This is a genomic window from Ruegeria sp. MALMAid1280 (assembly GCF_049195285.1).
Taxonomy (GTDB): domain Bacteria; phylum Pseudomonadota; class Alphaproteobacteria; order Rhodobacterales; family Rhodobacteraceae; genus Ruegeria.
This window is the reverse complement of the sequence record NZ_JBMIRT010000041.1, coordinates 84161-108312: the sequence shown is the minus strand read 5'-3', so window position 1 is coordinate 108312 and position 24152 is coordinate 84161. Positions and strand designations below refer to the sequence as shown.

Sequence of the window (24152 nt, the reverse complement as noted above, 5' to 3'; positions counted from 1 at the left end):
TCTCTTTCTTCTTCTGTCCTAAAGCCTATGGCGCGCGGGCGTCCTCCTCTGAGCGGGCGCGCCGGATGGCACGCTCAGAGGCGGATTAGGATCAGTAGGCCACGCAGAGACGCACCGCGAAGGGCGGTGTCGGCAACAAGGATATCTGCGCGGTTGATCATGGGATTGAGGTTATACAGAGCCGCCCCGGAATGAAAAGACCAATTTGCGGCGTCGCTTTGGATAAGCGGTTTCTTTTCCGCGCGCATTGATCCGCCCCTGCGTGCGGCTAGGTGGTTTGCCATGAAAAAAGCACTGATCATTGGCGCGTCAGGCGGCATCGGGCAAGCCGTGTCTCAGCGCCTGCGCGGGCAGGGGGCGGCGGTGACTGGCCTGTCACGTTCAGCCGATGGGTTTGACCTGACCGATCCTGACGGCGTGCACCGCGCGCTGGATGCTGTCGGCGGGTCGTTCGACCTGATCCTTGTTGCGACCGGTGCGCTGGAGATCAACGGCGCGGCACCGGAAAAGACCGTCCGCGCTGTATCTGCGCGGGCAATGATGGATCAGTTCGCGCTGAACGCCGTGGGGCCAGCGCTGATTCTGGGTCACGCGGCGCGTCTGTTGCCCCGCGAGCGGCGCGCAGTATTCGCTGTGCTGTCGGCGCGTGTGGGCTCGATCGGGGATAATCGTCTGGGTGGGTGGATCAGCTATCGGGCGGCAAAAGCCGCGGTGAATCAGATCGTGCACACGGCCGCCATCGAACTGGCCCGCACCCACAAACAGGCGGTCTGTGTCGCCCTGCATCCCGGCACGGTGAAAACCGAATTCACCCGGAAATACCTCGGGCGGCATCCTGCTGTTACCGCGGATGAGGCTGCTGCGAATCTGCTAAACGTGATAGCGCAACTGACCCCGACCGATACCGGCGGGTTCTTTGACTGGGCGGGAAAGCCGGTGCCGCGGTAGCTGATTTGGCTTCAGCCGTCCGTGCTGTCCGGGTCTGACGGGGGTGTTTCAGGCGCCGCTTCGGGGGCAGCATCGGTCGCCGTTGCCAGCTCACCGTTGTCCCAGACGCCGGTTGCCGTTTCACCATTGGCGTAGCGTACGGTGCCCTGGCCATGGCGCTTGGCGTCTACAAAGCTGCCTTCGTAGACATCGCCGCTTGGATAGGTCGCAACGCCGTCGCCGGTGATCTTGCCTTCGGTCCACGCACCGGAATAGCTGAAGCCGTTGGCCATCATGATCTCACCCTGACCGTGGCGTCTGCCCGCGTCGAAATCGCCGGAATAGGTGGTGCCGTCCGGATAGGTGGACAGCCCGGCGCCCTGACGCAGACCGTCTGCCCAGTCGCCCTCATAGCTGGACCCGTCGGCTGAGGTCAGAATGCCCTTGCCGTGCGGCTTGGCGTTCTTGAACTGGCCCTTGTAGACCGTGCCGTTGGGATAGGTTGAAACGCCCTGACCCTCGATCACGCCGGCGATCCAGTCGCCATCATAGGTCGAACCGTCCGTATAGGTGATGCGGCCTTTGCCCTCGGCCAGATCGGCCCTGAAATCGCCGACGTAAATCGAGCCATCGGGATAGGTCACTTCGCCCAGCCCCTCGATCAGCCCGGTGGTCCATTGGCCGGTGTAAACATACCCGTCGGTTCCGGTATAGGTCCCCTGACCATGACGCAGGTCGTCGGCATAGTCGCCTTCGTAGACATCGCCATTGGCATAGATCACCTTGCCCTTGCCCTGACGCCGCCCGTCAACCAGTTCGCCCTCGTACACGTCCCCGTTGACATAAGACAGCCGCCCGGTCCCGGTAATGCGATCCTCGGCCCAGCCACCGGTATAGGTCATCCCGTCGGGCAGGGTCAGGCTGCCCTGTCCGTGGCGCTGACCGTCTTTGACGTCGCCTTCATAGACACCGCCTTCGGCATAGGTGATCTTGCCCTTGCCCTGTTTGACGCCGTCCACCCACTCACCATCAAAGCTATAGCCGCTGGGGTCGGTCATCACGCCCGCGCCGTGATACCGCGCGTTCTGGAAGCCTCCTTCATAGCGCGCGCCATTGGCATAGATCGCAACGCCTGTGCCGTTGATCGACCCGTTGGACCATTCGCCATCGTAGCTGCCGCCATCGGCATAGACGATCTTGCCGCGCCCTTCGGGCTGACCCTTGGCGAACATCCCTTCATAGACCGAGCCATTGACATAGCGGGCGACGCCCGTGCCCTGGATCTCGCCCTCGACCCATTCGCCGCTGTATTCGAACCCGTTGGGCAGGCGATAGGTGCCGGTGCCGTGACGCAGGCCTTTTTCAAAGGTGCCTTCGTAGACGCCCCCGACCTCGTCATCCTTGGTGATCACCTGACCGTTCTGAGCGGTGGCGCCCGCGGCGATCAGGGCCAGCGCGGATGCGGCAATAGAAATGCGGAAAGCGTTCATGATCGGTCCTGCCTGTCCGGTTTTGATCCTTTTTCGCAAAACTACGGCACGCGCGGGGGCAGAGCAACGGGTTTTGCCGCATTTGCCTTTCACTCGCGCAATGATCTGCTAAATGGCAGTAAGACCGACGAGGGCAAGAGGGCAGCATGGCCGACCGTTTCCGCATCACTCTGGCGCAACTCAACCCCACCGTGGGCGACATTGAAGGCAACGCCGCCAAGGCGTTAGCCGCTTGGGAACAGGCCCGCGAAGCCGGGGCCGATCTGGTGGCGTTCCCCGAGATGTTCATCACCGGCTATAATACGCAGGATCTGGTGATGAAGCCCGCCTTTCATCGGGCAGCGATGGCTGCGGTCGAAGAGCTGGCCGTGCAATGCGCCGACGGTCCGGCGGTGGCAATTGGCGGACCGTGGGTCGAAGGCGGCAACTTGTATAACGCCTACCTGATCCTCAAGGGGGGGCGGATCGGCAGCAAGGTACTGAAACATCACCTGCCCAATGAGACTGTGTTCGACGAAGTGCGCCTGTACGATGCCGGCCCGCTGGGCGGGCCTTATGCGGTTGGCAACACACGCATCGGTAGCCCGATCTGCGAAGATGGCTGGCACGGGGACGTCGCCGAAACGCTCGAAGAAACCGGGGCCGAGTTCCTGCTGATTCCCAACGGCTCGCCCTATTTCCGCAACAAATATGACATCCGACTGAACCACATGGTTGCCCGCGTGGTCGAAACCGGCCTGCCGGTGATCTACCTGAACATGGTGGGCGGGCAGGACGATCAGGTGTTCGACGGGGCCACTTTCGGCCTGAATCCGGGCGGAGAGCTTGCGTTCCGGATGCCGGTTTTTGATGAGCTTGTTACCCATATCGAGCTCGCGCGCGGCGATGACGGCTGGCGCATCGTGCCGGGCGAGATAGTGCCGCAACCGGATGAATGGGAACAGGACTATCGCGCGATGGTGCAATCCCTGCGCGATTACATGGGCAAAACCGGGTTTAAGAAGGTTCTGCTGGGTCTGTCGGGCGGCGTCGATTCCGCCTTGGTCGCCACCATCGCCGTGGATGCCATTGGGGCCAAAAATGTCCGCTGCGTGATGCTGCCTTCGGAATATACCAGCCAAAGCTCGCTGGACGATGCCGAGGCTGTCGCCAGGGCGCTGGGTGTTCACTATGACTATGTGCCGATCTCGGACAGCCGGGCAGCGGTGACCGAGACTCTGGCGCCGCTCTTTGCCGATCACGATGAGGATCTGACCGAAGAAAACATCCAGTCCCGCCTGCGCGGTTTGCTGCTGATGGCGATCTCGAACAAGTTCGGCGAGATGTTGCTGACCACCGGTAACAAATCCGAGGTTGCGGTGGGGTATGCCACGATCTACGGCGATATGAACGGCGGCTACAACCCGATCAAGGACCTGTACAAGACCCGCGTGTTCGAGACCTGCCGCTGGCGCAACGCCAATCACCGCGACTGGATGATGGGCCCGGCGGGCGAGGTGATCCGCCCCTCGGTCATCGACAAACCCCCCAGTGCCGAATTGCGCGAAGACCAGAAGGACAGCGACAGCCTGCCCGATTACCCGGTTCTGGACGCGATTCTGGATATTCTGGTCGATCGGGAGGGCTCGATCGCTGATTGCGTTGCTGCCGGCTTCGACGAGGCTGACGCGCGGCGGGTCGAGCATCTGATTTATTTCAGCGAATACAAACGCTTTCAGTCCGCCCCCGGAACACGTCTGACCAGCCGGGCATTCTGGCTGGATCGTCGTTACCCGATTGTGAACCGCTGGAGGGATCGGGGCTGAACCAAACGGGAATCGTGCAAGTGGGCCAAAGCCGTCGTTTCGATACTTGGTCTATTTCGCGCAGTCATGCGGGTATTGTTTCCCGTTAGTGGATAACATCTTAATTTTCCAGGCTCTCAGGGAACTGACTGCTTGAAATTGAGACATTTTTTTGCCACATTTTAGCTTAATTAAAGCCCCACATGGGGCGGTGTGACCTCAATTCGTTGTGTGGAACTGTGGCGCACCTGATGTTGGATGTCTGAGTTAACGAGTTGGTGTTATTATGTATGAGGGATATGACAAGCCGCTTCACCCGCCTTTAAGGTACAAGTCGATGGAATCCGAAGCCCGGGTCCTGGACGAGGCCAAGCTGGATTCGGCAATTGCTGATCTTCTTCGTGAAGAAGAAATTGAAGACCCCGAGCCCGCTGAAGAGCTGGCAAAACCCCAGGCGATCTTCCCGGTCCTGCCCGAACAGGCGGAAATGGACGAAGATGTGCAGCCCCGCGATTCCGGTCTTGCCGCAACCCTGCGTCAGAAATGGGCGGAACTGAGCGGCGCAGCCTAGACTTCAGATCATTTCAGTCAGTGCGGCGCGGGTTTTCCCGCGCCTGTTGGCGCGTTCGCCACAGCTGTCAAAAAACATCGACCCTGCGGCAGAAGGCATGTTGCCTGGACGCCCGCCCCAAGCCTTCATTGCGGCCAGAGCCATGAAGTAAGAGCGGTTGATGCCCGGCCCCAAACCAATCCCCGTCGAACCCGATCTGCACTTACCCAAGACCGTGGATGTTGTTGTCATCGGCGGCGGTATTATCGGCGCATCGACCGCGCTGGAATTGGCCGAACGGGGTGCCTCGGTGCTGCTGTGCGAAAAGGGGCAGATCGCGGGCGAGCAAAGCTCTCGTAACTGGGGATGGGTCCGGCTGGGGATGCGCGACCCGCGGGAGATTCCGCTGATGATCGAGTCGCTGCACCTGTGGCAGGGGTTGGATCAGCGTATCGGGCGGGAAACCGGATATACGCGCGCGGGCATTCTGTTTGGTGCTTCGGGCAAACGCGGCAGTGGCAATCTGGAACGGTGGCTGCGCCATGTGGACGGGCTGCAGACTGGTGCAAGGATCGTCACCGGGTCCGAGTTGAAGGCTCTGCTGCCGGGCAGTCAGACCTCCTATGAATGCGCCCTTTTCATGCCGCAGGATGGCCGGGCCGAACCGCAACTGGCCGCCCCGGCAATTGCCGAGGCAGCGCGCGACCGCGGCGCTGTTCTGATGACCAATTGCGCCGTGCGCAGCGTCGATACCGGGGATGGTCGGATCACAGGAGTATTCACCGAGCGTGGTCGCGTGGCCTGTGACTACGTTGTTTTAGCGGGTGGCGCCTGGTCGCGCCTGTTTGCCGGGAATGCGGGGATCGAGCTGCCGCAGCTCAAGGTTCTGAACACGGTCCTGCGGACCTCGCCAGCCGAGGGGCCGGAAGCCGCGCTCTGGTCCGATGGTTTTGCCATGCGCAAACGAATGGATGGGGGCTATTCCATCGCGTCGGGGCATGAAAACACGGTGGATATCGTGCCTGACAGTTTTCGGCTGGCGCGGCAGTTCCTGCCTGCGTTTGCACAGGAATGGCGATCGCTGCGATTTCGTTTGTCAAAGCGTTGGAGCATTGAGGCGCAACAGGACCGGACCTGGCTGCCTACCGATGTCACCCCGTTCGAACATTGCCGCGTGCTGGATCCCGAACCGTCTCCCAAAGCGCTGCGACAGGCCTGGGCTGCGGCGCGCCGCGCTTTCCCGGTGTTGGAACAGGCTGAGCTTGTCCAAAGTTGGGCGGGCATGATTGACGTCACGCCGGACGCGGTGCCGGTGATCTCGGGGGTCGATCACCTGCCGGGCTTGTTCATCGCAACCGGGTTTTCGGGGCATGGGTTTGGCATCGGTCCGGCGGCGGGTCGCCTTATGGCCGACCTGGTCGCCGAAACCACGCCCTGCGTCGATCCGGCCGCCTTCCGACTGTCCCGTTTTACAGATGGCTCAAAGGTGCGGCCGGACCCCGGATACTGAGGGCCTAACCCATCATCTGATAGCTGACTGGCACAAAGCGGAACCCGTCACCGCGGGTTTCGACAAAGCCTGCGGCAGGGAAGGGCAGGTGATAACCGATCATCGGCACCTTGTCGGCGGCCAGCATCCCCAGCACGTCGCGGCGTGAGGCGGTGGCGGCCGCCTTGTCCATGTCAAAGCGCACCTCCCATTCCGGATGGGCAAAGGACCAGACATAGTGATTGGCCAGATCTGCGGCCAGAACCAGCCGCTGACCGTTGCTTTCCAGGTGATAGACTGTGTGGCCGGGGGTGTGCCCATAGGCGGCGACAGCGGTGATGCCCGACGCCACCGCGCCGCCGTCTTCGATAAAGGTCATCTTCTCGGCCAGCGGCGTCACCTTGGCGGCCACCAGATCACCGACACGATTCCCGGCATCCTGCGCGGCCCAGAAATCGTATTCGGGCGATGCGGTGACGTAGCGGGCGTTGGGGAAGGTCGGCGCGTCATCCGTGGTCATGCCACCGATATGGTCGGGGTGCATGTGGGTGATAACAACAACGTTGATCTGCTCCGGCGTGACACCCGCATCCGCCAAGGCGGCCTGAATGCCACCTTTGCCGAGGCCAGTGTCGAACAGAACCAGCTCGGACCCGGTATTGACCAGCGTCGGGGTAAAGAAGAACTGCGCCACGTCCGGCGAGATGAAGTTTTCGGCCGACACCTTGGCGAAATCCTCATCCGAGGCACCGCCACCGAAAATCTCTTTGGCGCCTTCGCGGGGCAGGCTGCCATCCAGCAGCGTGGTGACGGTGAAATCGCCCAGCGTGAACGACTTGGCGATAGTCGTGTTTGCCTTGGCTTCGGCCCCGGCAGCCAATAGCGGGGTCGCGGCGGCAGCAAATGGCAAAGTAGCCGCAGAACCCAATGCGGCGCGGCGTGTGAGATTGATGGTCATTGTGGTTCTCCCTGTCAGAACACCTGTGGCTGAGGTAGGTCGGTACGAGGCTCTTGCCAGACTATTCCCCCATGAAGTGGGCTGCATGGATGAACATGTCGTGTTAATTCTTGTTCATGCCCCGATCAGAAAACAAAACCGTACCGACCAAAGCAAGCGTCGCCCGCTTTTTGTCGACCGTTCAACCGGCCTCAAAGGCCGGGGACGCGAAGGTCCTGGATGCACTCTTCCGCGAAACAACCGGGTTCGAACCGTTCATGTGGGGCCCATCGATCATTGGCTATGGCCGCTATCATTACCGCTACAAATCGGGGCGTGAGGGCGATTTTCTGGCCACCGGTTTTTCCCCGCGCAAGGCGGCGCTGTCGATCTATATCATGCCCGGTTATGCGGATTTCGGGGATATTCTGTCCCGGCTGGGCAAGCACAAGCTGGGCAAGTCCTGCCTCTATGTGAACAAGCTGGCGGATATAGATCCGGACGTCCTGTCCGAACTGATCCGCGCCGGGCTTGCGGACCTTGAGCGGCTTTGGCCGGTTCACCCAGCCTGATCCGCTTCATCTTTTCCCAAATACTCTCGCCGAAGGCACGCGCCGCCCGGCGCGTTTCCCGCATTCGCTGGACAAAACGCCCATCCTGTGACATGAGCCGCGCCAACAGGAGACACCCATGACCACCACCCGTTTTGCCCCGTCGCCCACAGGTTACATCCATGTGGGTAACCTGCGCACCGCCCTGATGAACTATCTGATCGCCCGCAAGGCCGGCGGCACGTTCATCCTGCGTATCGACGACACTGATCCTGAGCGGTCGAAAGAAGAATATGTCGACGCCATCAAGCAGGATATGGAGTGGCTGGGCCTGCATTGGGACCGGATTGAACGCCAGTCTGATCGGCTGGACCGCTATGCCGAGGCCGCCGACAAGCTGCGCGAAATGGATCGGTTTTACGAGGCGTTCGAGACGCCGACCGAACTGGACCTCAAGCGCAAAAAGCAACTGAACATGGGCAAGCCGCCGGTTTATGACCGCGCCGCGCTGAACCTGTCGGATGCCGAGAAAGAGGCCCTGCGCGCCGAGCGCGGTAATGGTGTCTGGCGTTTCAAGCTGGACCATGAACGGATCGAGTGGACTGACGGCATTCTGGGCGACATCTCGATCGATGCGGCCTCGGTATCCGATCCGGTGCTGATCCGCGGCGACGGTCAGGTTCTCTATACGATTGCGTCGGTGGTGGATGACACCGAGATGGGCGTGACCGATGTGGTGCGCGGCTCGGACCACGTCACCAACACCGCGACGCAAATTCAGATCATCGAAGCGCTGGGCGGCACCTGCCCGCGTTTTGCCCATCATTCGCTGCTGACCGGCCCGCAGGGTGAAGCGCTGTCGAAACGTCTGGGCACGCTGGCCCTGCGCGACCTGCGCGAACAGGGCGTGCAGCCGATGGCGCTGCTGAGCCTGATGGCGCGTCTGGGCTCGTCCGATCCGGTTGAACTGCGCTCGGATATGGCCGAACTGATCGACGGGTTCGACGTTGGCCGTTTTGGCGCGGCTTCGACCAAGTTCGACGTGCAGGACCTGTTCCCGCTGACCGCCAAGCACCTGCAAGCGCTGCCGCTGGCGGACGTGGCCGATGCGGTGGCCGAGGCTGGCGTTCCGGCAGAGCTGGCCGAGCCCTTCTGGGCGATGGCGCGCGAGAACATCACGACTCTGGGTGATCTAAAGGGCTGGTGGGAACTTTGCCGTGACGGGGCCGAGCCTCTGATCGCAGATGAAGACCGCGACTTCATCGCTGAGGCCGTCGCTCTGCTGCCCGAAGGACCGTTCGATGGTGAAACCTGGGGCGCCTGGACTAAAGCCGTGAAAGCGGCCACCGGCCGCAAGGGAAAAGGTCTGTTCATGCCGCTGCGCAAAGCGCTGACAGGTATGGAACGCGGGCCTGAAATGGCAGCTCTGCTGCCGCTGCTGCAGGTAATCCGCGCCCGCGGCTAACCGAAACAGAACAGATTTCCGAAAGACGGGGTCCATTGGCTCTGCCTTTTTCTACGCGGTCCGCACAATCGACGCTGATAAGCGGTTCAGGCGGTCATCAACAAATTCGGTCTCGGTCGATTTCAACTGCTGGTGCCGGGGATAGCGGGGCTCTGCCCGGTCGTTCAGAATCGGCGCGTCCCACCCGTCGGTCGTGGCAAAAAACCGATCCGCACCGTCCTCGCCGAAGGTGCGCAGATACCCCTGCACCACCACGTCGATATAGCTGAGCAACAGCGGATGGCGATTGCTGGGCTCGGTGTGGCGTCCCTGCGGCACTGCGTAAACAGCGATTTCAACCTCATGGGTCAGGGAATGTGTGACAGCGTGGGTCGTCGGAATCCGGTCATAGGCCCATTCCCGTTCGTCCAGTGCCGCCCAGTCGTTTTTCGGAACATGGGCGATCATCCCCTCGATCTGGGACTCGGGGTCCGGGATTGCGGTCAGAAAGGCCACCGGGCGCAGATCGGTATGCCGCCAGGCGCGTCGCCACCCCTGCAACCGCGCCGGATGCGGGTCGGGAAAATCGTGGGTCGCAAGATTCACCAAACTGCCATAGCCAAAGAAATAAGGGTCTGCCATGCGCCGTCAGGTCCTTTCTAAGCGATTGATGTATGTCAAACCGCTTTTTTGCCGGACATGCAATAAGGTCGCATCTTGAAATTTGGGAGGTCTCGATGAGGATTACCAAACGGACAAATATCGCGGTGCGCCTGTTGATGTATTGCGCGGCGCATCAGGATCGGCTGGTGACAAAAGCCGAGATCGCGGATGTGTGCAACATCTCGGAAAACCATCTGGCGCAGGTGATCAATCAGTTGAGCCAACTGAATTACCTGAGCACGCAGCGGGGTCGCAATGGCGGTATGGAGTTGGCGCGCCCGGCGGATCAGATCCGCATCGGCTCGGTGTTTCGTCATGTTGAGGGCGGCCTGCCCATTGCCGAATGCTTTGCCGATGCCGACAACACCTGCCCCCTGACGGATGCCTGCCGGTTGCGATTGGCCCTGAAGGACGCGGCCGAGGTGTTCTATGCATCGCTGGACGAGATCACGCTGGACGCGCTGGTGTGCGACAACGATCAGTTGCTGCAAATCCTGCAACCGGTCGCCTGCGTGCGCTGAGATCAGTCGGTGGCTCGCAGGATGCGGGCCGGGCGTACGGCCATGGGGCGCAGGGCAAAGGCAAGGCCCGCGCCCAGCGTCACCAGAATGCCGGCCAGAACGATGCCCAGGGCTGAGGTCCATATGACCGAGAAGTCGGTGTCGAAGATGTAGGTGGCGACCGCCCATCCCCCCAAGATGCCGGTCAGCAGGGCAACACCCCCGGCTGCCGCGCCCAACAGGGCCGAGCGCAGGGCAAAGCTGAGCAAAATCCTCCGACGGTCCGCGCCCAGTGTCTTGAGGATCGCCGATTCGTAACGGCGTGCGGTTTCACCTGCGGCGGCGGCCCCGATCAGAACCAGAAAGCCGGTCAGCAAGGATACCCCCGCACCGTAGGACGTCGCCGCCGCCAGCCCGGCCAGCAGGCCCGAGACGCGGTCAATTGCGTCGCGCACCCGGATCGCGGTGATGTTGGGGAACTGCCCGGCCAGATCGCGCAGGATGGCGGCTTCTGCCTGTTCCTCGGCATAGACGGTGGCGATGAAGCTGTGCGGTGCCCCGGCGAGGGCGGATGGGTTCATCGACATGATGAACCCTATGCCTGCAGTCGAAAAATCGACCTCGCGAAACGACGTGACCTCGGCGGTGATATCACGGCCAAGGATGTTCACGGTCAATTCGTCGCCTAGGGTCAGGCCCATTTCCTCGGCTTCTTCTGCGGCGAAACTGACTTGCGGATTGCCAGAGTAATCCCTGGGCCACCATGCGCCTGCGGTGACGCGGGCGTTTTTGGGTGGGATGGCGGAATAAGTCACACCCCGATCCCCGTCCAACACCCAATGATCACCCGCCACATCACGCGCGGGTTGCCCGTTGATCTGGGTGATGATCCCGCGCAGCATCGGGGCGCTTTCGATGCGGGCGACAGCGGGGTCTGATTCCAGCCGTTCGCTAAACCCGGGCATCTGGTCCTTTTGAATATCGACAAAGAAATAGGACGGGGCGACGTCAGGCAGATTGCCCGAGATCGCATTGCGCAAGGTCCCGTCGATCTGGCCAACGGCGGCAAGAACCGAAAGCCCCAATCCCAGCGACAACACCACCGAAGCAGCCCCTTCGCGCGGGTCCGAGATCGCCGACAAGGCCCACCGCAGGGCAGGGCGACCACGCGCCGTTGTGGTGCTGACCCGGGCCAGTTTGCGGATCGCAAAGGCGGACAGGGACAGCAGCGCCAGCGCGCCGACCAGCCCGGCGGCGGTCCAGAGCGTCAGGCGTACCGAACCGCTGAACCACGCGGCCGACAGGATCAGCAGAGCCAGCCCGATGACGGTTGCCAGAACAAAAACTGCGCGCGGCACGGCGCGCGCCGATGACAGCGCGTCGCGGAACAGGGTTGCGGCGCGGACCTCCTCGGTTTGGGCAAGGGGCCAGAGGGTGAACAGGTACGCGGTCAGGGCGCCGTACAGCGCGGCCTCGGCCAGAGGGCGGGGGTAAAGCGTGAAAACAGCAGGGACGGGCAGGCGGGCCTCAATCAGCGGGGCCAGCAACAGGGGCAAAACCGCGCCCAGAGCAATCCCCAACGCGATGCCGATCCCTGTCAGGACCCCGATCTGGATCAGGTAGGTTTGAAAGATTGTCGCGCGATCCGCGCCCAGCGTCCGCAGCGTGGCGATGGTTTTGGTCTTTTGCGCCAGATAGGCGCGAACAGCGGCTGACACGCCGACGCCTCCGACAGCCAGACCGGACAGGCCGACCAGAACCAGAAACGCACTCAGGCGCGCGACAAACTCGGCAATCCCCGGTGCCCCGTTACGGGCATCGGTCCAGCGCATTCCAGTGCCGCCGAAGCTTTGCCTGGCTTCGGCAGACAGGGTTTCGAGATTGGTCTCGGGTGGCAGGCTCAGCCGGTATTTGGTGGAAAACAGCGTTCCCGGTGCCAACAGGCCGGATGCCTGCAAGTCACTGGTCCGGACCAGAGTGCGTGGCCCCAAGCCAAAGCCGTCCGCGGCGCCGTCCGGTTCATGGATCAATGCAGCCGTCAGCACGAAATCCTGTGTTCCAAGTGCAAAGCGATCTCCGACGGAAAGGCCGAGCCGGTCCATCAGCACCGGATCCATCACCGCTCCGGGTAGGCCCTGCTGGCCATCCAGCGCGACCGAGAGCGGTTGGTCGGGTTCCAGCTTTGGCATTCCAAGCAACGGATAGGCCGCATCCACGGCCTTTACCTGTGTCAGGGCGCGCTGGGTTTCATTGTCCCGCCGCACAACGGCCATCGAGCGGAAATCGACCACTTCGGACAGATCCGTCGCGGCTTGCAGCATCCACGTGCGCTCGTCATCAGCGGCAAAGCGGTAGGTGAATTCCAGCTGCGCGTCCCCACCCAGCAGTGCCGCGCCTTCCTGCGTCAATCCGGCCTGGATCGCAGACCGGACAGAGCCAATGGCGGCAATGGCAGCAACTCCTAGCGCCAGACAGGCCAGAAACACGCGAAAACCGCGCACACCGCCGCGCAACTCCCGGCGCGCCAGGCGACCGGCAAGGCGCAGGCTCATTCCGCGGCCTCTTGTTGCGTGTCTTCCGCGATGGTGCCATCCCGCAACCGGATCACCCGGTCGCATTTGCGCGCCAGGTTGTGGCTATGGGTGACCAGAACCAGCGTGGCACCATGCCTGTCCCGTAATCCGAACAACAGGTCGACGATTGCAGCGCCCGTGGTTTCGTCCAGATTGCCGGTCGGCTCGTCCGCCAGAAGGATCTGAGGGCGCGGAGCGGAGGCGCGCGCCAAGGCAACCCGTTGCTGCTCACCCCCCGATAATTGCGCCGGGTAGTGGTCGCGGCGATGCGACAGGCCCACCGCGTCCAGTTCCGCCTCGGCACGGGCAAACGCATCCCTGTGCCCGGCCAGCTCCAGCGGTGTGGCCACATTCTCAAGCGCCGTCATGGTCGGGATCAGGTGAAAGTTCTGAAACACCACCCCCATCGCATCGCGCCTGAACCGGGCCAAGGCGTCCTCATCCATTCCGGTCAGATCATGGCCAAGGGCGGTGATCACGCCCCCTGTGGCTTGCTCCAGCCCGCCCATCAGCATCAGCAGCGAAGATTTGCCGGACCCCGACGGCCCCACCAGCCCCAGTGTTTCGCCTTGAGCGACGGTCAGCGAGATATCATGCAGGATATTCACCCGACCGGCATTGCCATCCAGTGACAAAGCGGCATTTTGGAGCGAAAGAACGGGTGTCGTCATGGGCCTTTCCGGATTGGGACGGTCAATTGGGATATGGAGCGGTTCAGATGTTGCGCAAGGCTTTGATGTCGACGCTGTTTGTGTTCTGCGGCTTTGCGGCCACAGCCGAGCAGGTGGTGATTGCTGCTTTGGGGGATTCGCTGACCCAAGGCTACGGACTTCCCGAGCACGACGGCTTTGTACCTCAGCTGGATCGGTGGCTAAAGGCGCAGGGCGCGGATGTGCGTCTGATCAATGCCGGTGTGTCCGGCGACACCACGGCAGGTGGTGCGGCGCGGGTGGGCTGGACCCTGACGCCAGAGGTGGACGGGATGATCGTGACGCTGGGTGGCAACGACCTGTTGCGGGGGATCGACCCGGCGGTGTCGCGGACCAATCTTGACGCGATTGTCAAAACGGCGGGCGCAACGGATGTCGAAGTTCTGCTTGTTGGGATGCAGGCGCCCGGCAATTACGGGGCCGACTACAAACAGGCATTCGATGCCATCTACCCTGATCTGGCGGAGCAGTACGAAACCGGCTACGCCCCCAGCTTTTTCACGGGCCTGACCGCCGAGGGCGATCCCGCCACCGCCCGCCGCTATATGCAGCCGGACGGCATTCATCCAAATGCCGAAGGGGTCGCCTTGATCGTTGAAAACCTTGGCCCCTATGTGCTGGAACTTGTCGCCGCGGCCCGGCAGTGATCAAACGACGGTTACGACCGTCCCGATCGGCACACGTTCATACAGGTCGATCACGTATTCGTTCATCATTCGGATACAGCCATTTGAGACCGCGTGACCGATGGTCTGCGGCTGCGTGGTGCCGTGAATGCGGAAATAGGTGTCGACGCCATTCTGGAACAGGTAAAGCGCCCGCGCGCCCAAAGGATTGTCGCCGCCACCGGGCTGGACATAGTCATTGTCCTTGAACCGGGCATAGGTGACGGGTTCGCGCTCGATCATCTCGTCGGTCGGGCGCCAGGTCGGCCATTCTTTCTTGACGTCGATAGTGGCGGTGCCGGTGAATTCCAGCCCGGCCTTGCCGACCCCGCAGCCATAGCGGATCGCCTTGCGCGGCTCGGTCACGTAGTACAAATAGAACGACCGCGGCGCGACCAGCAACTGACCCGGCTGGAATTGCTTTTTGATGCGCACAAATTGCGGTGTGGGATCGTATTCGACAGCTTTCTTCTTTGCCGTCGCAACGCCGGGCACAAGGCTGGCGGCTGCGGTTGCAGTCAGAAAGGTACGGCGCGTGAACATGGCAGCTCTCTATAAAACAACAGATAAATCTTGACCCTAATCTCGGAAGGATAACCGATCTGGTCAATCGCTGGAGAGAAGTAACCCTATTGTGATGTCGTCGTGGGGACACACAATCAGGCAGCAGCACAAGCGCAAGCGTACACCGGGAAAGGAAAAAGGGCAGAGAAATTTCTGCCCTTCCAATATCTTATGCAAGCACGATATTGTCGGCGCTTTCGCGGCCGTCACGGCCGGCGCGCAGCTCGTACGTGACCTTCTGGTTGTCGGCCAGACCAGTCAGGCCCGAGCGTTCCACGGCCGAGATGTGAACGAAGATGTCTTTGCCGCCATCTTCGGGTGCGATAAAGCCGTAGCCTTTGGTGGTGTTGAACCATTTTACGGTGCCTGCGGGCATATCCGTTGTCTCCTGTTTAGTGCTGCCCACGGAGTTGCGGCAGCCTGGCGTCGTTGTCTGGATCGATAGACTGAGCGCCGTAGAAGGAGACAGTAGGTCGAAATAGAAAAACGTTAGCCCTTTAGATATGGCATCGGCAACGGCTCGGGGCAAGGGAGGAGTCCTGTTCTGCAAAAAACAAAAACCCCTGGAAATCCAAAGTAGGTGGCCGAGCCGGCCTGCTGATGGTCGCCCGGCACGTCACCGACAGCCGGTCCAGGGAACCGGCAAATCCGGTTCAGACAATGTACATCTCGCTGTCAGCAGGAAACATCAGCCGGATCGCTTTCCGGCTTTTGTTGGACAGGGCAATGGTCTTGTCACCACCTACGGAGTGATCGCCCGTCTCTGTCTGGTTGGTATGTGGAACCGAAATTCCGTGCGGGGGGAAGCCGAATACCAGCGTTTCGGCAGCCTGTCAGAAAGCCAGTCGATCAGTTCATTTACGTTTTCAAGCCAAAACAGGTGATCGATGTGGTTGACACCCGCCCGGTCGATGGAGTGGGTCTCAAGTCTGAGGGGGGAAAGATTCTGCGTGGAAATACAGCTGGGGGCCAATTCCTTCCAGCTGTCTTTCACGCCCATATTGCCATTCTGGACCCAGTCTTCGAGCTCCATCGCCGTCGTTCCATCCCAGTCTGGCGCAATGTTGTATCGGCACTCGGCGTCGGGTTTGAAATACCGGTAATAGGACCGAAGCAAATCAACCGGGTTTCTCGTAGTCATGAAAAACGAAAGCCCTGCGTGTTCAGGATACAGCTCGGCCAGCGTTGCCTTGATTTACGGTGCTGTATCGTGGGGGTGGAAGTGCTCGGACCGATTGGCGTAGTCGACGGCAAAATCCCCGACTTTTTTGACAGGTGTCGCGTCAGGTATTTGCGGACCGATGTAAAGCCACAGCGTGGCTTGGATATGAATACAAGCCCCTTTGAGAAAAGCACTCTCACCAAAATGATCCTTTGTCACTTGACGCCCGCACAAGGCGGTCCGGTGCCAGATGGAACCAGGTTTGACCGGTTGCCAAGTTGACCGGGCGAAATTTGCGCTTGCGGACGACCAGACAGGGTCGCCGCGAGCACAGGTTTGGAAGGATTCCGCCGGGTCTCACCCTAGGGCGCTGCTCAGTCGGTGAGAGGCAGTTTATTCACGACGCTTCTGTATTGGGATGACGCAATAAAACACTCCGGCAATTGATCGATCACCTCATCAATTGGGTCATACAGCTGATCGGCGCTGACCTTGAACTCTTCCGGGATGTCTTTCGGGGTCCGCTCGCGCCGTTTGGGCGGGGTGAAATCCAACCCGGTAAACCGCGATATCGTATCCTGATGGTCCCAAAGCGCGTCATAGCGAACGCACAGAACGGGGACATCTTCAAACGTGACCCACTCCCTGATCTGCCGTGCCTGCTGCAGCACGTCGCGTTTGAACAACTCATCAAACGTGCCGGTGGCGTGCAGGTGATAGAAGTGTTGATCGATCCAGTCTGCGCCGTATCTCTCCATTGCGGAAAACACGGAAAACGCCGAATCCTTGGTCGGACCGAAACAGAAAACGACACGGGTATTTTCGGGCCATGTGGACAACGGCTGAGGAAAGTCGTGTGTCTTGTACACGCACGGAGTGTAAAACTCGGTATCACTCAGCCGAGCTACAAAATCCACCCGCTTTGCCGATATCGGATCGATCTCTTTCAACGTATCAGCAAGGGCCAGAAAGGTCAGCGTGCTGCCGGACCGGCCATTGCTTGCCACAATGACACAGTTTTTGGGTGCGTTTTGCGGAATCCGCTGCAACCGCCGAATAGCAACCCGCTTGCGGACGCTGCGCTTCCATTTGTCGATGCGTTTCTCGATAAAGCTGATCATCGCGCAAACTTTTTGTGCTTCAGGCGCTTGGGCTCCAGCGCGTCCGGTCCCAGACGGCGCTTTTTGTCCTCTTCGTAATCTTCGAAGTTGCCCTCGAACCATTCCACATGCGCGTCGCCCTCGAAGGCCAGAATATGCGTGCAAATCCGGTCGAGGAAGAAGCGGTCGTGTGAGATGACGACGGCGCAACCGGCGAAATCGACCAAGGCGTCTTCCAGTGCGCGCAGGGTTTCGACGTCCAGATCGTTGGTCGGTTCGTCAAGCAGCAGGACGTTGCCGCCCTCTTTCAACAAACGGGCCATGTGGACGCGGTTGCGCTCACCGCCGGAAAGCAGCGAGACCTTTTTCTGCTGGTCGCCACCCTTGAAATTGAAGGACGAGCAATAGGCGCGGGAATTGACCTGCGCGTCGCCCAGCTGGATGATTTCAGCGCCGCCGGTGATCGCCTCCCACACGGTGTCGTTGTCTTTGAGGTCGTCACGGGACTGGTCGACATAAGACAGCTCGACCGTGTCGCCCAGCGTGATGGTGCCGCTGTCGGGCTGTTCCTGACCGGTGAGCATCTTGAACAGGGTCGATTTACCGGCGCCGTTGGGGCCGATGACGCCGACGATGCCGCCGGGGGGCAGGGCAAAGTCGAGCTTTTCAATCAGTTGCTTGTCACCCATGTGCTTGGCGAGCCCTTCAACCTCGATCACTTTGCCGCCAAGGCGCTGGCCGTTGGGGATGACGATCTGGGCGCGGGTCAGCTTTTCACGTTCGGACTGGTCTGCCAGCTCGTTATAGGCGTTGATCCGGGCTTTGGATTTGGCCTGACGGGCCTTTTGGCCCTGACGCATCCACTCCAACTCGCGCTGCAGGGTCTTCTGCTTGGACTTGTCCTCGCGGGCTTCCTGCTCCAGCCGTTTGGCCTTTTGTTCCAGCCACGCGGAATAATTGCCCTCGTAAGGGATGCCGCGGCCACGGTCGAGTTCGAGGATCCAGCCGGTGATGTCATCCAGGAAATAGCGGTCGTGGGTTACGATCAGGATGGTGCCCTTGTAGTCGATCAGGTGCTGTTGCAGCCAGGCGATGGTCTCGGCGTCCAGGTGGTTGGTCGGTTCGTCCAACAGCAGCATGTCGGGCGCTTCCAGCAGCAGCTTGCACAACGCCACGCGGCGTTTCTCACCGCCCGAGAGGTTGGCGATATTGGCGTCGTCCGGCGGGCAGCGCAGCGCCTCCATCGAGACGTCGATCTGGCTGTCGAGGTCCCACAGGTTTTCCGCATCAATCGCATCCTGCAGGGTGGTCATTTCCTCCATCAGCTCGTCCGAATAGTTCTCGGCGATCTCCATGGCGATCTCGTTGAAGCGGTCGACCTTGGCCTTTTTCGCCGCCACGCCCAGCATGACGTTTTCACGGACGGTCAGAGAGTCATCCAGTTGCGGTTCCTGCGGCAGATAACCGACCTTGGCGCCCTCGGCCGCCCATGCTTCACCGGTGAAGTCGGTATCGAGGCCGGCCATGATCTTCATCAGCGTCGATTTACCCGCGCCGTTGACGCCGACAACACCGATTTTCACACCGGGCAGAAAGCTCAGGTGGATGTTTTCAAAGCACTTCTTGCCACCGGGATAAGTCTTGGAGACACCCTGCATGTGGTAGACATATTGATAGGCGGCCATGTCGCGTCCTTTGGGTCGGGGAAATCAGGTTGGGCGGTGTGATAGCGGATGGTTCGATTGGGGGCAATCACGAACAATTGCGTTGAATCAGGGCAGCAGGGCAAACTGTAAGAACGCCGCTCTGAAAGAGATGAGCCTGTGAGGCCCGGGTCTTGAAGATTCTCCCTGCGGGGTGTCATGGTGCCCACAACCCAACCGGGAGAGGTGTCGGTGAAGATGGTCAATAAAGCGATAAATCTGATCGTATTTTTCCTAAGTCTCGCAGCAATAAGTACTCAGGTAGCGCATGCTGCGAACTCTTCGGCATGTGCGGCTTACAAAGATGAAACGTATTGCTCGACGTACAACGTAACGGGGATGCTGACATCTAGTATTGAGAGCGATGAAGAAACGTCTGCCGATATTCTGGTTTTGATCAACGTGGCTGAAAAAGCGGAGCACGAAATTAGGTACTATGTTACCTTCAATCTAATTCTCTCGCTCGCGGGTATTGAGGAAGGCTTTGATCGTACGGAAGAGTATCGACAGCTCAAAAGGTCTCTTGCGCACCAGATGCTTAGATATGTCTCGCTTACAGGTGACGAGATCAGGGCGAGTATCTATTTGGCCTACTTAGATTTGGTCATTGAACCTGAAGAAACCTTGCCAAGGAGTGTAAGTTATCCCCAAGTGGATTGGGCGCAGCAGTCAGAGGATTCGTTGCGACACATCGTGTGTGCGGTCGAAAGCGACATTCCGTTTTTGCCGTTCAAAGAGATTGTCGAGTCCACCGATTTTAAATCATGCATGACGTGAATATGCGAAAGTACTCGTCGCTGAATGAACTGATATCAAGTTGGGCTAAATCAGGTCTTGTTGATTGGATCGGCCTGCGTCCGGCCCGGCGACTTGAGATGGAGGTGGCGGATCAGGTCATGATCTCGGCCGATGGGCTTTCAGGTGACCGCGGCCGTGCGGGCAAGCGGGCGGTGACTCTGATCCAACAAGAGCATCTTGCGGCGATTGGGTCATATCTGGGGCAGGGGCCGGTCGCACCGGACATCCTGCGGCGCAATCTGGTGGTGTCGGGGATCAATCTGGCCGCGCTCAAGGGGCGAGAGGTGCAGTTGGGCGAAGCTGTTTTGCGCTTCACTGTCATTTGCGCGCCTTGCAGCCGGATGGAGGAGGCGTTGGGCAAAGGTGGCTATTCCGCCGTGCGCGGGCATGGCGGTTGGTGCGCCGAAGTGGTGCAGTCCGGGCGGATCAGGCTGGGTGACCCTGTGCAACCTGTTGATTGACAAGCCGCTTGAGTTCTGAACATCAGCAAGGGATGTTGCGCAGCGCCCTTCCATATGCACGACCCGGGCAGGTTGTCGGTCTGTTCGGCGGGTCCTTCGATCCGCCGCATCAGGGGCACGTGCATGTCACGCTTGAGGCGATGAAAGCCTTCGGGCTGGATCGGGTGTGGTGGCTGGTATCGCCGGGCAACCCGTTGAAAGAACGCGGACCCGCGCCGTTGCGTCGGCGGGTTCGGGCGGCGCAGGCTGTCATGCGGCATCCGCGCGTTGATGTAACGGATATCGAGGCGCTGACCGGAACGCGCGCAACGGCAGACACCTTGGCGGCATTGCAGCGGCTTTACCCACGGGTGAAATTCGTCTGGCTGATGGGCGCGGACAACCTCGCGCAGTTCCACCGCTGGAAAGACTGGCGCCGGATCATGGACAGCGTGCCGGTCGGTGTGGTGGCGCGGCCGGGGGATCGAATTTCGGCCCGGATGTCGCCAGCGGCCCGGTTGTATGCGCGTTATCGCATCGACGGTCAGGCACGGCATCTGCTGGGGCGGGCGCAAGCCCCGGCGTGGTGTTTCGTCAATGTGCCGATGGTCGATGTCAGCTCGACCGAGCTGCGCAGGCGTGGCGAATGGGACGGCGGGGTGTTGCCTGAATAGCCACGATGGGCGCATAATCCCATTCAGTGGTTGTTTGCCTTTGATCTCTGGGATTTTAATTGACCCATGGTTGATCGTTTTTCACGTCGTTTGTTTCTTGCCGGGCTGGGGGCTTCGGCCGTTTCGGGTTCGGCTCTGGCCGATGCCCCTGTCCGATCCTTGCGGCCTCTGCTTCGGAAGGACCTGTCCGGCGGGGCCGAGCGGCTTATTCGGGCTGCGGGGCTGCGGGGCGAGGTGGCCTTTGCTGTCTCGGATGTGGAAACAGGTACCCAGCTTGAGGCGTTTGGCGGCGATCAGGGCCTGCCCCCTGCCAGTGTCGCCAAGGCGTTGACAGCGCTATATGCGCTGGACGTGCTGGGGGGCGACTACCGGTTTGAAACCGCATTGATGGCGGACGGCCCGATCGAGAATGGTGTGCTCAAGGGCGACCTGATCCTTGTGGGCGGCGGAGATCCTCTGCTGGATACTGACGATCTGGCTGCAATGGCCGCCAATCTGCGCGAGGCCGGGATCACCGAGGTGCAGGGCGCGTTCAAGGTCTATGACGGGGCGCTGCCGTACGTGTTCAGCATTGACCCCGGGCAGCCCGATCATCTGGGATACAGCCCGGCCATCAGCGGCATCTCTCTGAACTTCAACCGCGTTCATTTCGAATGGAAGCGCGAGGGCACCGGGTACGATGTGACGATGGATGCCCGCACAGCCCGCTACAAGCCGTCCGTGGATATGGCGTCGATGCGGGTCGAAAAGCGCAGTTTGCCGATCTACACCTATCAGCCAAGCGCCCGGCAGGATCGTTGGACGGTGGCCAAAGGCGCGCTGGGCAATGGTGGCGCGCGTTGGTTGCCGGTGCGAAAGCCTGCGCTTTATTCGGGCGAGGTATTCCGCACATTGGCGAGGGTGAATGGAATAGTTCTGGGCCGTGTACAGATCACGCGCGAAGCTCCGCAGGGCTCAGTTCTGGTGGTGCATCAAAGCGACCCGCTGGAGAGTATTCTTCAGGGGATGCTGAAATACTCGACCAATATCACAGCTGAAATGGTTGGAATGGCGGCCTCGAAAGCGCGGGGTGCTGAGTTGCAGGGGCTGGCTGACTCAGCTGACGAGATGAACCGCTGGGCTTCAGAAACCTACGGAGTGCGCGGCATCACGATGGTGGATCACTCGGGGCTTGGTGATGCGTCACGCGTCGCGCCTGCTGATCTGGTAACAGCGTTGGTCAAGGCGCATAAGGACGGAGCACTTCAGCCGCTGCTCAAGAAATTCAAGCTTTTGGACAGTCAGGGGCGGCCGGTCAAGGATCATCCGATCAGGGTGGACGCCAAGACCGGAACGCTGAATTTTGTGTCCGGGTTGGGCGGGTTCATCACGGCGCCGGATGGATCAGAGCTGGCCTTTGCCATCTTCACCGCAGATGTCGACCACCGCGCGACCATTCCCCGCGCGCTACGCGAACGCCCTGACGGCGCGCGCAGCTGGAACAACAGGTCACGCAAGCTGCAGCGTGCGCTAATCGAACGCTGGGGGATGCTGGCGGGCAGCTGAGATCAGGTGGTGTGGCGCGCCCGCGCGCCGCGCTCGATTGCGGCAGCGTGCAGGCGGTCGATATTCAACTCATACCGAATTTCTTCCAGCAGGCGCAGCTCGGTCTCGGCAAGCGACCCGTCCGCTGCGGCCACATCGCAGGCCAGCGCGTAGGCGGTTTCGTGCAACCGCTCGGGCAGGTTGTCGCGGATCAGGCCGAACAAGGCGTCCAGCCCGTCTTCCTGTTCGAACAGGTCGAACACGGTCTGCGACACACGACGGGTGCGGTCGATGTCATATTCCGCAAAAACCGGCAGCATGTTGACCGCGCCTTCGATTTTGACCAGTTCGGCGGTGCGGATGGTCTCATCCGAGGCAGAGACCGCAACCATGATCGCGACAAGGCAATCCTGCGGGGACATCGGATGGGGTACTTGTTCGGTCATGGTGTCGTCCTGATTGGGCTTTCTGCGCCCGCACGATAGGAGGGCTGGCGCGCAGGTTCAACGGATTTTGCCGGATTGGGTCACAGAATGGGCAGCGGTCCCCGCGTTTTGGTCTGCCGCAGCACGAAATTGCTGCGGGTATCGCGCACCAAACCGGACTTCAGCAGCCGCTGCATGATGAAATGCTCAAGGTCTTCGGGCGATTTGGCATAGACCTTCAGGATAAAGTCGTGATCCCCGGTGATCGAGGCGCATTCGACGATCTGCGGTTCGGTTTCGACAAGCCGCAGGAATGCGGTGATGCTATCCTCTTGGTGGTCGCGCAGGGCGATGTGGACATAGGCGATGGCATCCAGCCCCACGGACTTGGCCCGCACCTGCGCGATATAGCCGGAGATCACGCCGGACGCCTCCAACTCGCGCACGCGCCGCCAGCATTGCGAGGCCGAAAGGCCGGTGCGGTCGGCAAGGTCCTGCATCGACAGGCGGCCATCGGTCTGCAGCTGCTGCAGGATGGCGATGTCAGCGGGTTGAAGCGTTTGTTTCACAATTGATACCTTGGCGATATGTATTTGCCAAAATACCGATAAAACCGACGTTTACCAAACCAAAACCACCAGGAAGCGCGGCTATACTTTTCTCAGGGAGGAAAAGTGATGCCAAAATCGACCAAATACGTCGCCAAGGTGGCTGATGCGCGCGGCCATATCGCCTATACGGCCGAGGAAGACGCGGTTTGGGCCGATCTTTATGCCGCGCAAGAAAAGAACATACAGCGCTACATGGCCCGAGATTATCTTGCGGGGCTGGAGCGTCTTGATCTGCCGAAAACCCGCGTACCGTCCTGCGCCGATATCTCGGAGCGTCTGATGGACATGACCGGGTGGCGGGTGCAGCCGGTGCCGGCGCTGATCGGGTTCAAGACCTTCTTCGGCATGTTGGCCGACCGGGTCTTTCCCGCCGCATCTTTCATCCGCTCGCGCGAGGATTTCGATTACATCGAAGAACCGGACATCTTTCATGAGATCTTTGGCCATACCCCTTTGCTGAGCGATCCGCGCTTTGCGGCCTTTAGCCATGCCATCGGCAAGGCCGGAGTGCAGGCGGGCGACAAAGATTATTCCTGGCTGATCCGGCTCTATTGGTTCTCAATCGAATTTGGCCTGCGCCGACAGGATGGAGAGATCAAGGCGCTGGGGTCCGGGCTTGCGTCCTCGCCAACCGAACTGGTCTATGCGGTGGAAAGCGACATTCCCGACCGCGATCCGTTCGATATCCTCACAATCCTGCGCACGCCCTACCGGATAGACATGCACCAGATGGGCTATTTCGTGCTAAACTCGCCTGAGGAACTGTTCGCAGCCGCGGATCGTGATCTGCTTGCAGATGTGCGTCAGGCGCAATCCCTTGGGTTGCTGCCGAACAAGTTCCCGGAAAAAGCAACCGCAGCGGAGTGAA

At 60.6% G+C, this 24152-nt stretch carries 25 protein-coding genes; 13 read left to right on the top strand and 12 right to left on the bottom strand.

What is annotated here, in order from left to right:
• The first annotated feature begins 282 nt into the window (after nt 1-282).
• Nucleotides 283-948 carry an SDR family NAD(P)-dependent oxidoreductase gene (locus tag ACOQFT_RS06680; RefSeq protein WP_421597174.1) on the top strand — a complete coding sequence of 222 codons (666 nt, stop codon included), beginning with the start codon at nt 283-285 and terminating at the stop codon, nt 946-948.
• A gap of 11 nt (nt 949-959) precedes the next feature.
• Here the strand turns inward: ACOQFT_RS06680 and ACOQFT_RS06675 are convergent, their stop codons facing one another.
• The gene (locus tag ACOQFT_RS06675; protein WP_421597173.1) at nt 960-2417 is read right to left on the bottom strand and encodes a 2-isopropylmalate synthase; all 1458 of its coding nucleotides are present in this window, start codon (nt 2415-2417) and stop codon (nt 960-962) included.
• Nucleotides 2418-2563: 146 nt separating this feature from the next.
• On the opposite strand from ACOQFT_RS06675, the gene ACOQFT_RS06670 reads away from it, so the two are divergent.
• The 3 genes from ACOQFT_RS06670 to ACOQFT_RS06660 all read left to right on the top strand — a co-directional run bounded on the left by ACOQFT_RS06670 (nt 2564) and on the right by ACOQFT_RS06660 (nt 6261).
• Nucleotides 2564-4222, top strand: coding sequence for an NAD+ synthase (locus tag ACOQFT_RS06670; RefSeq protein WP_421597172.1), 1659 nt, complete (start codon nt 2564-2566; stop codon nt 4220-4222).
• Nucleotides 4223-4538: 316 nt separating this feature from the next.
• Nucleotides 4539-4772, top strand: coding sequence for a hypothetical protein (locus tag ACOQFT_RS06665; protein WP_421597171.1), 234 nt, complete (start codon nt 4539-4541; stop codon nt 4770-4772).
• A gap of 160 nt (nt 4773-4932) precedes the next feature.
• Nucleotides 4933-6261 (top strand): NAD(P)/FAD-dependent oxidoreductase, encoded by a 1329-nt coding sequence (locus tag ACOQFT_RS06660; protein WP_421597170.1) that lies wholly within the window; start codon nt 4933-4935, stop codon nt 6259-6261.
• Between the two features lie 4 nt (nt 6262-6265).
• On the opposite strand, the gene ACOQFT_RS06655 is transcribed toward ACOQFT_RS06660, so the two are convergent.
• Nucleotides 6266-7198 (bottom strand): MBL fold metallo-hydrolase, encoded by a 933-nt coding sequence (locus tag ACOQFT_RS06655; protein WP_421597169.1) that lies wholly within the window; start codon nt 7196-7198, stop codon nt 6266-6268.
• 116 nt (nt 7199-7314) lie between these two features.
• On the opposite strand from ACOQFT_RS06655, the gene ACOQFT_RS06650 reads away from it, so the two are divergent.
• The gene (locus ACOQFT_RS06650; RefSeq protein WP_421597168.1) at nt 7315-7749 is read left to right on the top strand and encodes a DUF1801 domain-containing protein; all 435 of its coding nucleotides are present in this window, start codon (nt 7315-7317) and stop codon (nt 7747-7749) included.
• A gap of 118 nt (nt 7750-7867) precedes the next feature.
• Complete coding sequence (gene gltX / locus ACOQFT_RS06645; protein WP_421597167.1) at nt 7868-9193, top strand: glutamate--tRNA ligase; 1326 nt, start codon at nt 7868-7870, stop codon at nt 9191-9193.
• Nucleotides 9194-9244: 51 nt separating this feature from the next.
• Here the strand turns inward: gltX and ACOQFT_RS06640 are convergent, their stop codons facing one another.
• Nucleotides 9245-9814, bottom strand: coding sequence for a gamma-glutamylcyclotransferase family protein (locus ACOQFT_RS06640; RefSeq protein WP_421597166.1), 570 nt, complete (start codon nt 9812-9814; stop codon nt 9245-9247).
• 95 nt (nt 9815-9909) lie between these two features.
• Here ACOQFT_RS06640 and ACOQFT_RS06635 point away from each other — a divergent pair, with 95 nt between their 5' ends.
• The gene (locus ACOQFT_RS06635) at nt 9910-10356 is read left to right on the top strand and encodes an RrF2 family transcriptional regulator (protein ID WP_421597165.1); all 447 of its coding nucleotides are present in this window, start codon (nt 9910-9912) and stop codon (nt 10354-10356) included.
• Nucleotides 10357-10358: 2 nt separating this feature from the next.
• Here the strand turns inward: ACOQFT_RS06635 and ACOQFT_RS06630 are convergent, their stop codons facing one another.
• Both ACOQFT_RS06630 and ACOQFT_RS06625 read right to left on the bottom strand, forming a co-directional pair.
• A complete protein-coding gene (locus ACOQFT_RS06630) occupies nt 10359-12887 on the bottom strand; it encodes an ABC transporter permease (protein ID WP_421597164.1) in 2529 nt (842 codons plus the stop codon).
• A complete protein-coding gene (locus tag ACOQFT_RS06625; RefSeq protein ID WP_421597163.1) occupies nt 12884-13579 on the bottom strand; it encodes an ABC transporter ATP-binding protein in 696 nt (231 codons plus the stop codon). Before ACOQFT_RS06625 ends, ACOQFT_RS06630 begins: the two co-directional genes overlap by 4 nt.
• Before the next feature lie 47 nt (nt 13580-13626).
• Between ACOQFT_RS06625 and ACOQFT_RS06620 the strand changes: the two genes are divergently transcribed.
• On the top strand, nt 13627-14265 hold the full coding sequence (locus ACOQFT_RS06620) for an arylesterase (RefSeq protein WP_421597162.1): 639 nt from the start codon (nt 13627-13629) through the stop codon (nt 14263-14265).
• Here ACOQFT_RS06620 and ACOQFT_RS06615 read toward each other — a convergent pair whose 3' ends face one another.
• The 5 genes from ACOQFT_RS06615 to ettA all read right to left on the bottom strand — a co-directional run bounded on the left by ACOQFT_RS06615 (nt 14266) and on the right by ettA (nt 18794).
• Nucleotides 14266-14826: a L,D-transpeptidase gene (locus ACOQFT_RS06615; RefSeq protein ID WP_421597161.1), complete on the bottom strand. Its 561-nt coding sequence runs from the start codon at nt 14824-14826 to the stop codon at nt 14266-14268.
• Between the two features lie 190 nt (nt 14827-15016).
• The gene (locus ACOQFT_RS06610) at nt 15017-15223 is read right to left on the bottom strand and encodes a cold-shock protein (RefSeq protein WP_170327110.1); all 207 of its coding nucleotides are present in this window, start codon (nt 15221-15223) and stop codon (nt 15017-15019) included.
• Between the two features lie 366 nt (nt 15224-15589).
• Nucleotides 15590-15988: a hypothetical protein gene (locus ACOQFT_RS06605; RefSeq protein WP_421597160.1), complete on the bottom strand. Its 399-nt coding sequence runs from the start codon at nt 15986-15988 to the stop codon at nt 15590-15592.
• A gap of 395 nt (nt 15989-16383) precedes the next feature.
• Entirely contained in the window at nt 16384-17130 is a 747-nt protein-coding gene (locus tag ACOQFT_RS06600; RefSeq protein WP_421597159.1) for a hypothetical protein, read from the bottom strand.
• Nucleotides 17127-18794 (bottom strand): energy-dependent translational throttle protein EttA, encoded by a 1668-nt coding sequence (gene ettA, locus ACOQFT_RS06595; RefSeq protein WP_421597158.1) that lies wholly within the window; start codon nt 18792-18794, stop codon nt 17127-17129. The genes ACOQFT_RS06600 and ettA overlap by 4 nt, the downstream gene beginning before the upstream one ends.
• Before the next feature lie 210 nt (nt 18795-19004).
• On the opposite strand from ettA, the gene ACOQFT_RS06590 reads away from it, so the two are divergent.
• The 4 genes from ACOQFT_RS06590 (at nt 19005) to dacB (ending at nt 22269) form a co-directional block, all read left to right on the top strand.
• Complete coding sequence (locus ACOQFT_RS06590) at nt 19005-19589, top strand: hypothetical protein (protein ID WP_421597157.1); 585 nt, start codon at nt 19005-19007, stop codon at nt 19587-19589.
• A 2-nt stretch (nt 19590-19591) separates the two neighbouring features.
• Nucleotides 19592-20071, top strand: coding sequence for an MOSC domain-containing protein (locus ACOQFT_RS06585; RefSeq protein WP_421597156.1), 480 nt, complete (start codon nt 19592-19594; stop codon nt 20069-20071).
• A gap of 32 nt (nt 20072-20103) precedes the next feature.
• Entirely contained in the window at nt 20104-20724 is a 621-nt protein-coding gene (locus ACOQFT_RS06580; RefSeq protein WP_421597353.1) for a nicotinate-nucleotide adenylyltransferase, read from the top strand.
• Between the two features lie 66 nt (nt 20725-20790).
• Entirely contained in the window at nt 20791-22269 is a 1479-nt protein-coding gene (gene dacB / locus ACOQFT_RS06575; protein WP_421597155.1) for a D-alanyl-D-alanine carboxypeptidase/D-alanyl-D-alanine endopeptidase, read from the top strand.
• A gap of 2 nt (nt 22270-22271) precedes the next feature.
• Here dacB and ACOQFT_RS06570 read toward each other — a convergent pair whose 3' ends face one another.
• Together ACOQFT_RS06570 and ACOQFT_RS06565 are read right to left on the bottom strand one after the other, a co-directional pair.
• Complete coding sequence (locus tag ACOQFT_RS06570; RefSeq protein ID WP_170327101.1) at nt 22272-22694, bottom strand: tellurite resistance TerB family protein; 423 nt, start codon at nt 22692-22694, stop codon at nt 22272-22274.
• An 80-nt stretch (nt 22695-22774) separates the two neighbouring features.
• A complete protein-coding gene (locus ACOQFT_RS06565; protein WP_421597154.1) occupies nt 22775-23242 on the bottom strand; it encodes an Lrp/AsnC family transcriptional regulator in 468 nt (155 codons plus the stop codon).
• A 108-nt stretch (nt 23243-23350) separates the two neighbouring features.
• Here ACOQFT_RS06565 and phhA point away from each other — a divergent pair, with 108 nt between their 5' ends.
• Nucleotides 23351-24151, top strand: coding sequence for a phenylalanine 4-monooxygenase (phhA, locus tag ACOQFT_RS06560; protein ID WP_421597153.1), 801 nt, complete (start codon nt 23351-23353; stop codon nt 24149-24151).
• The last annotated feature ends 1 nt before the right edge of the window (nt 24152 follow it).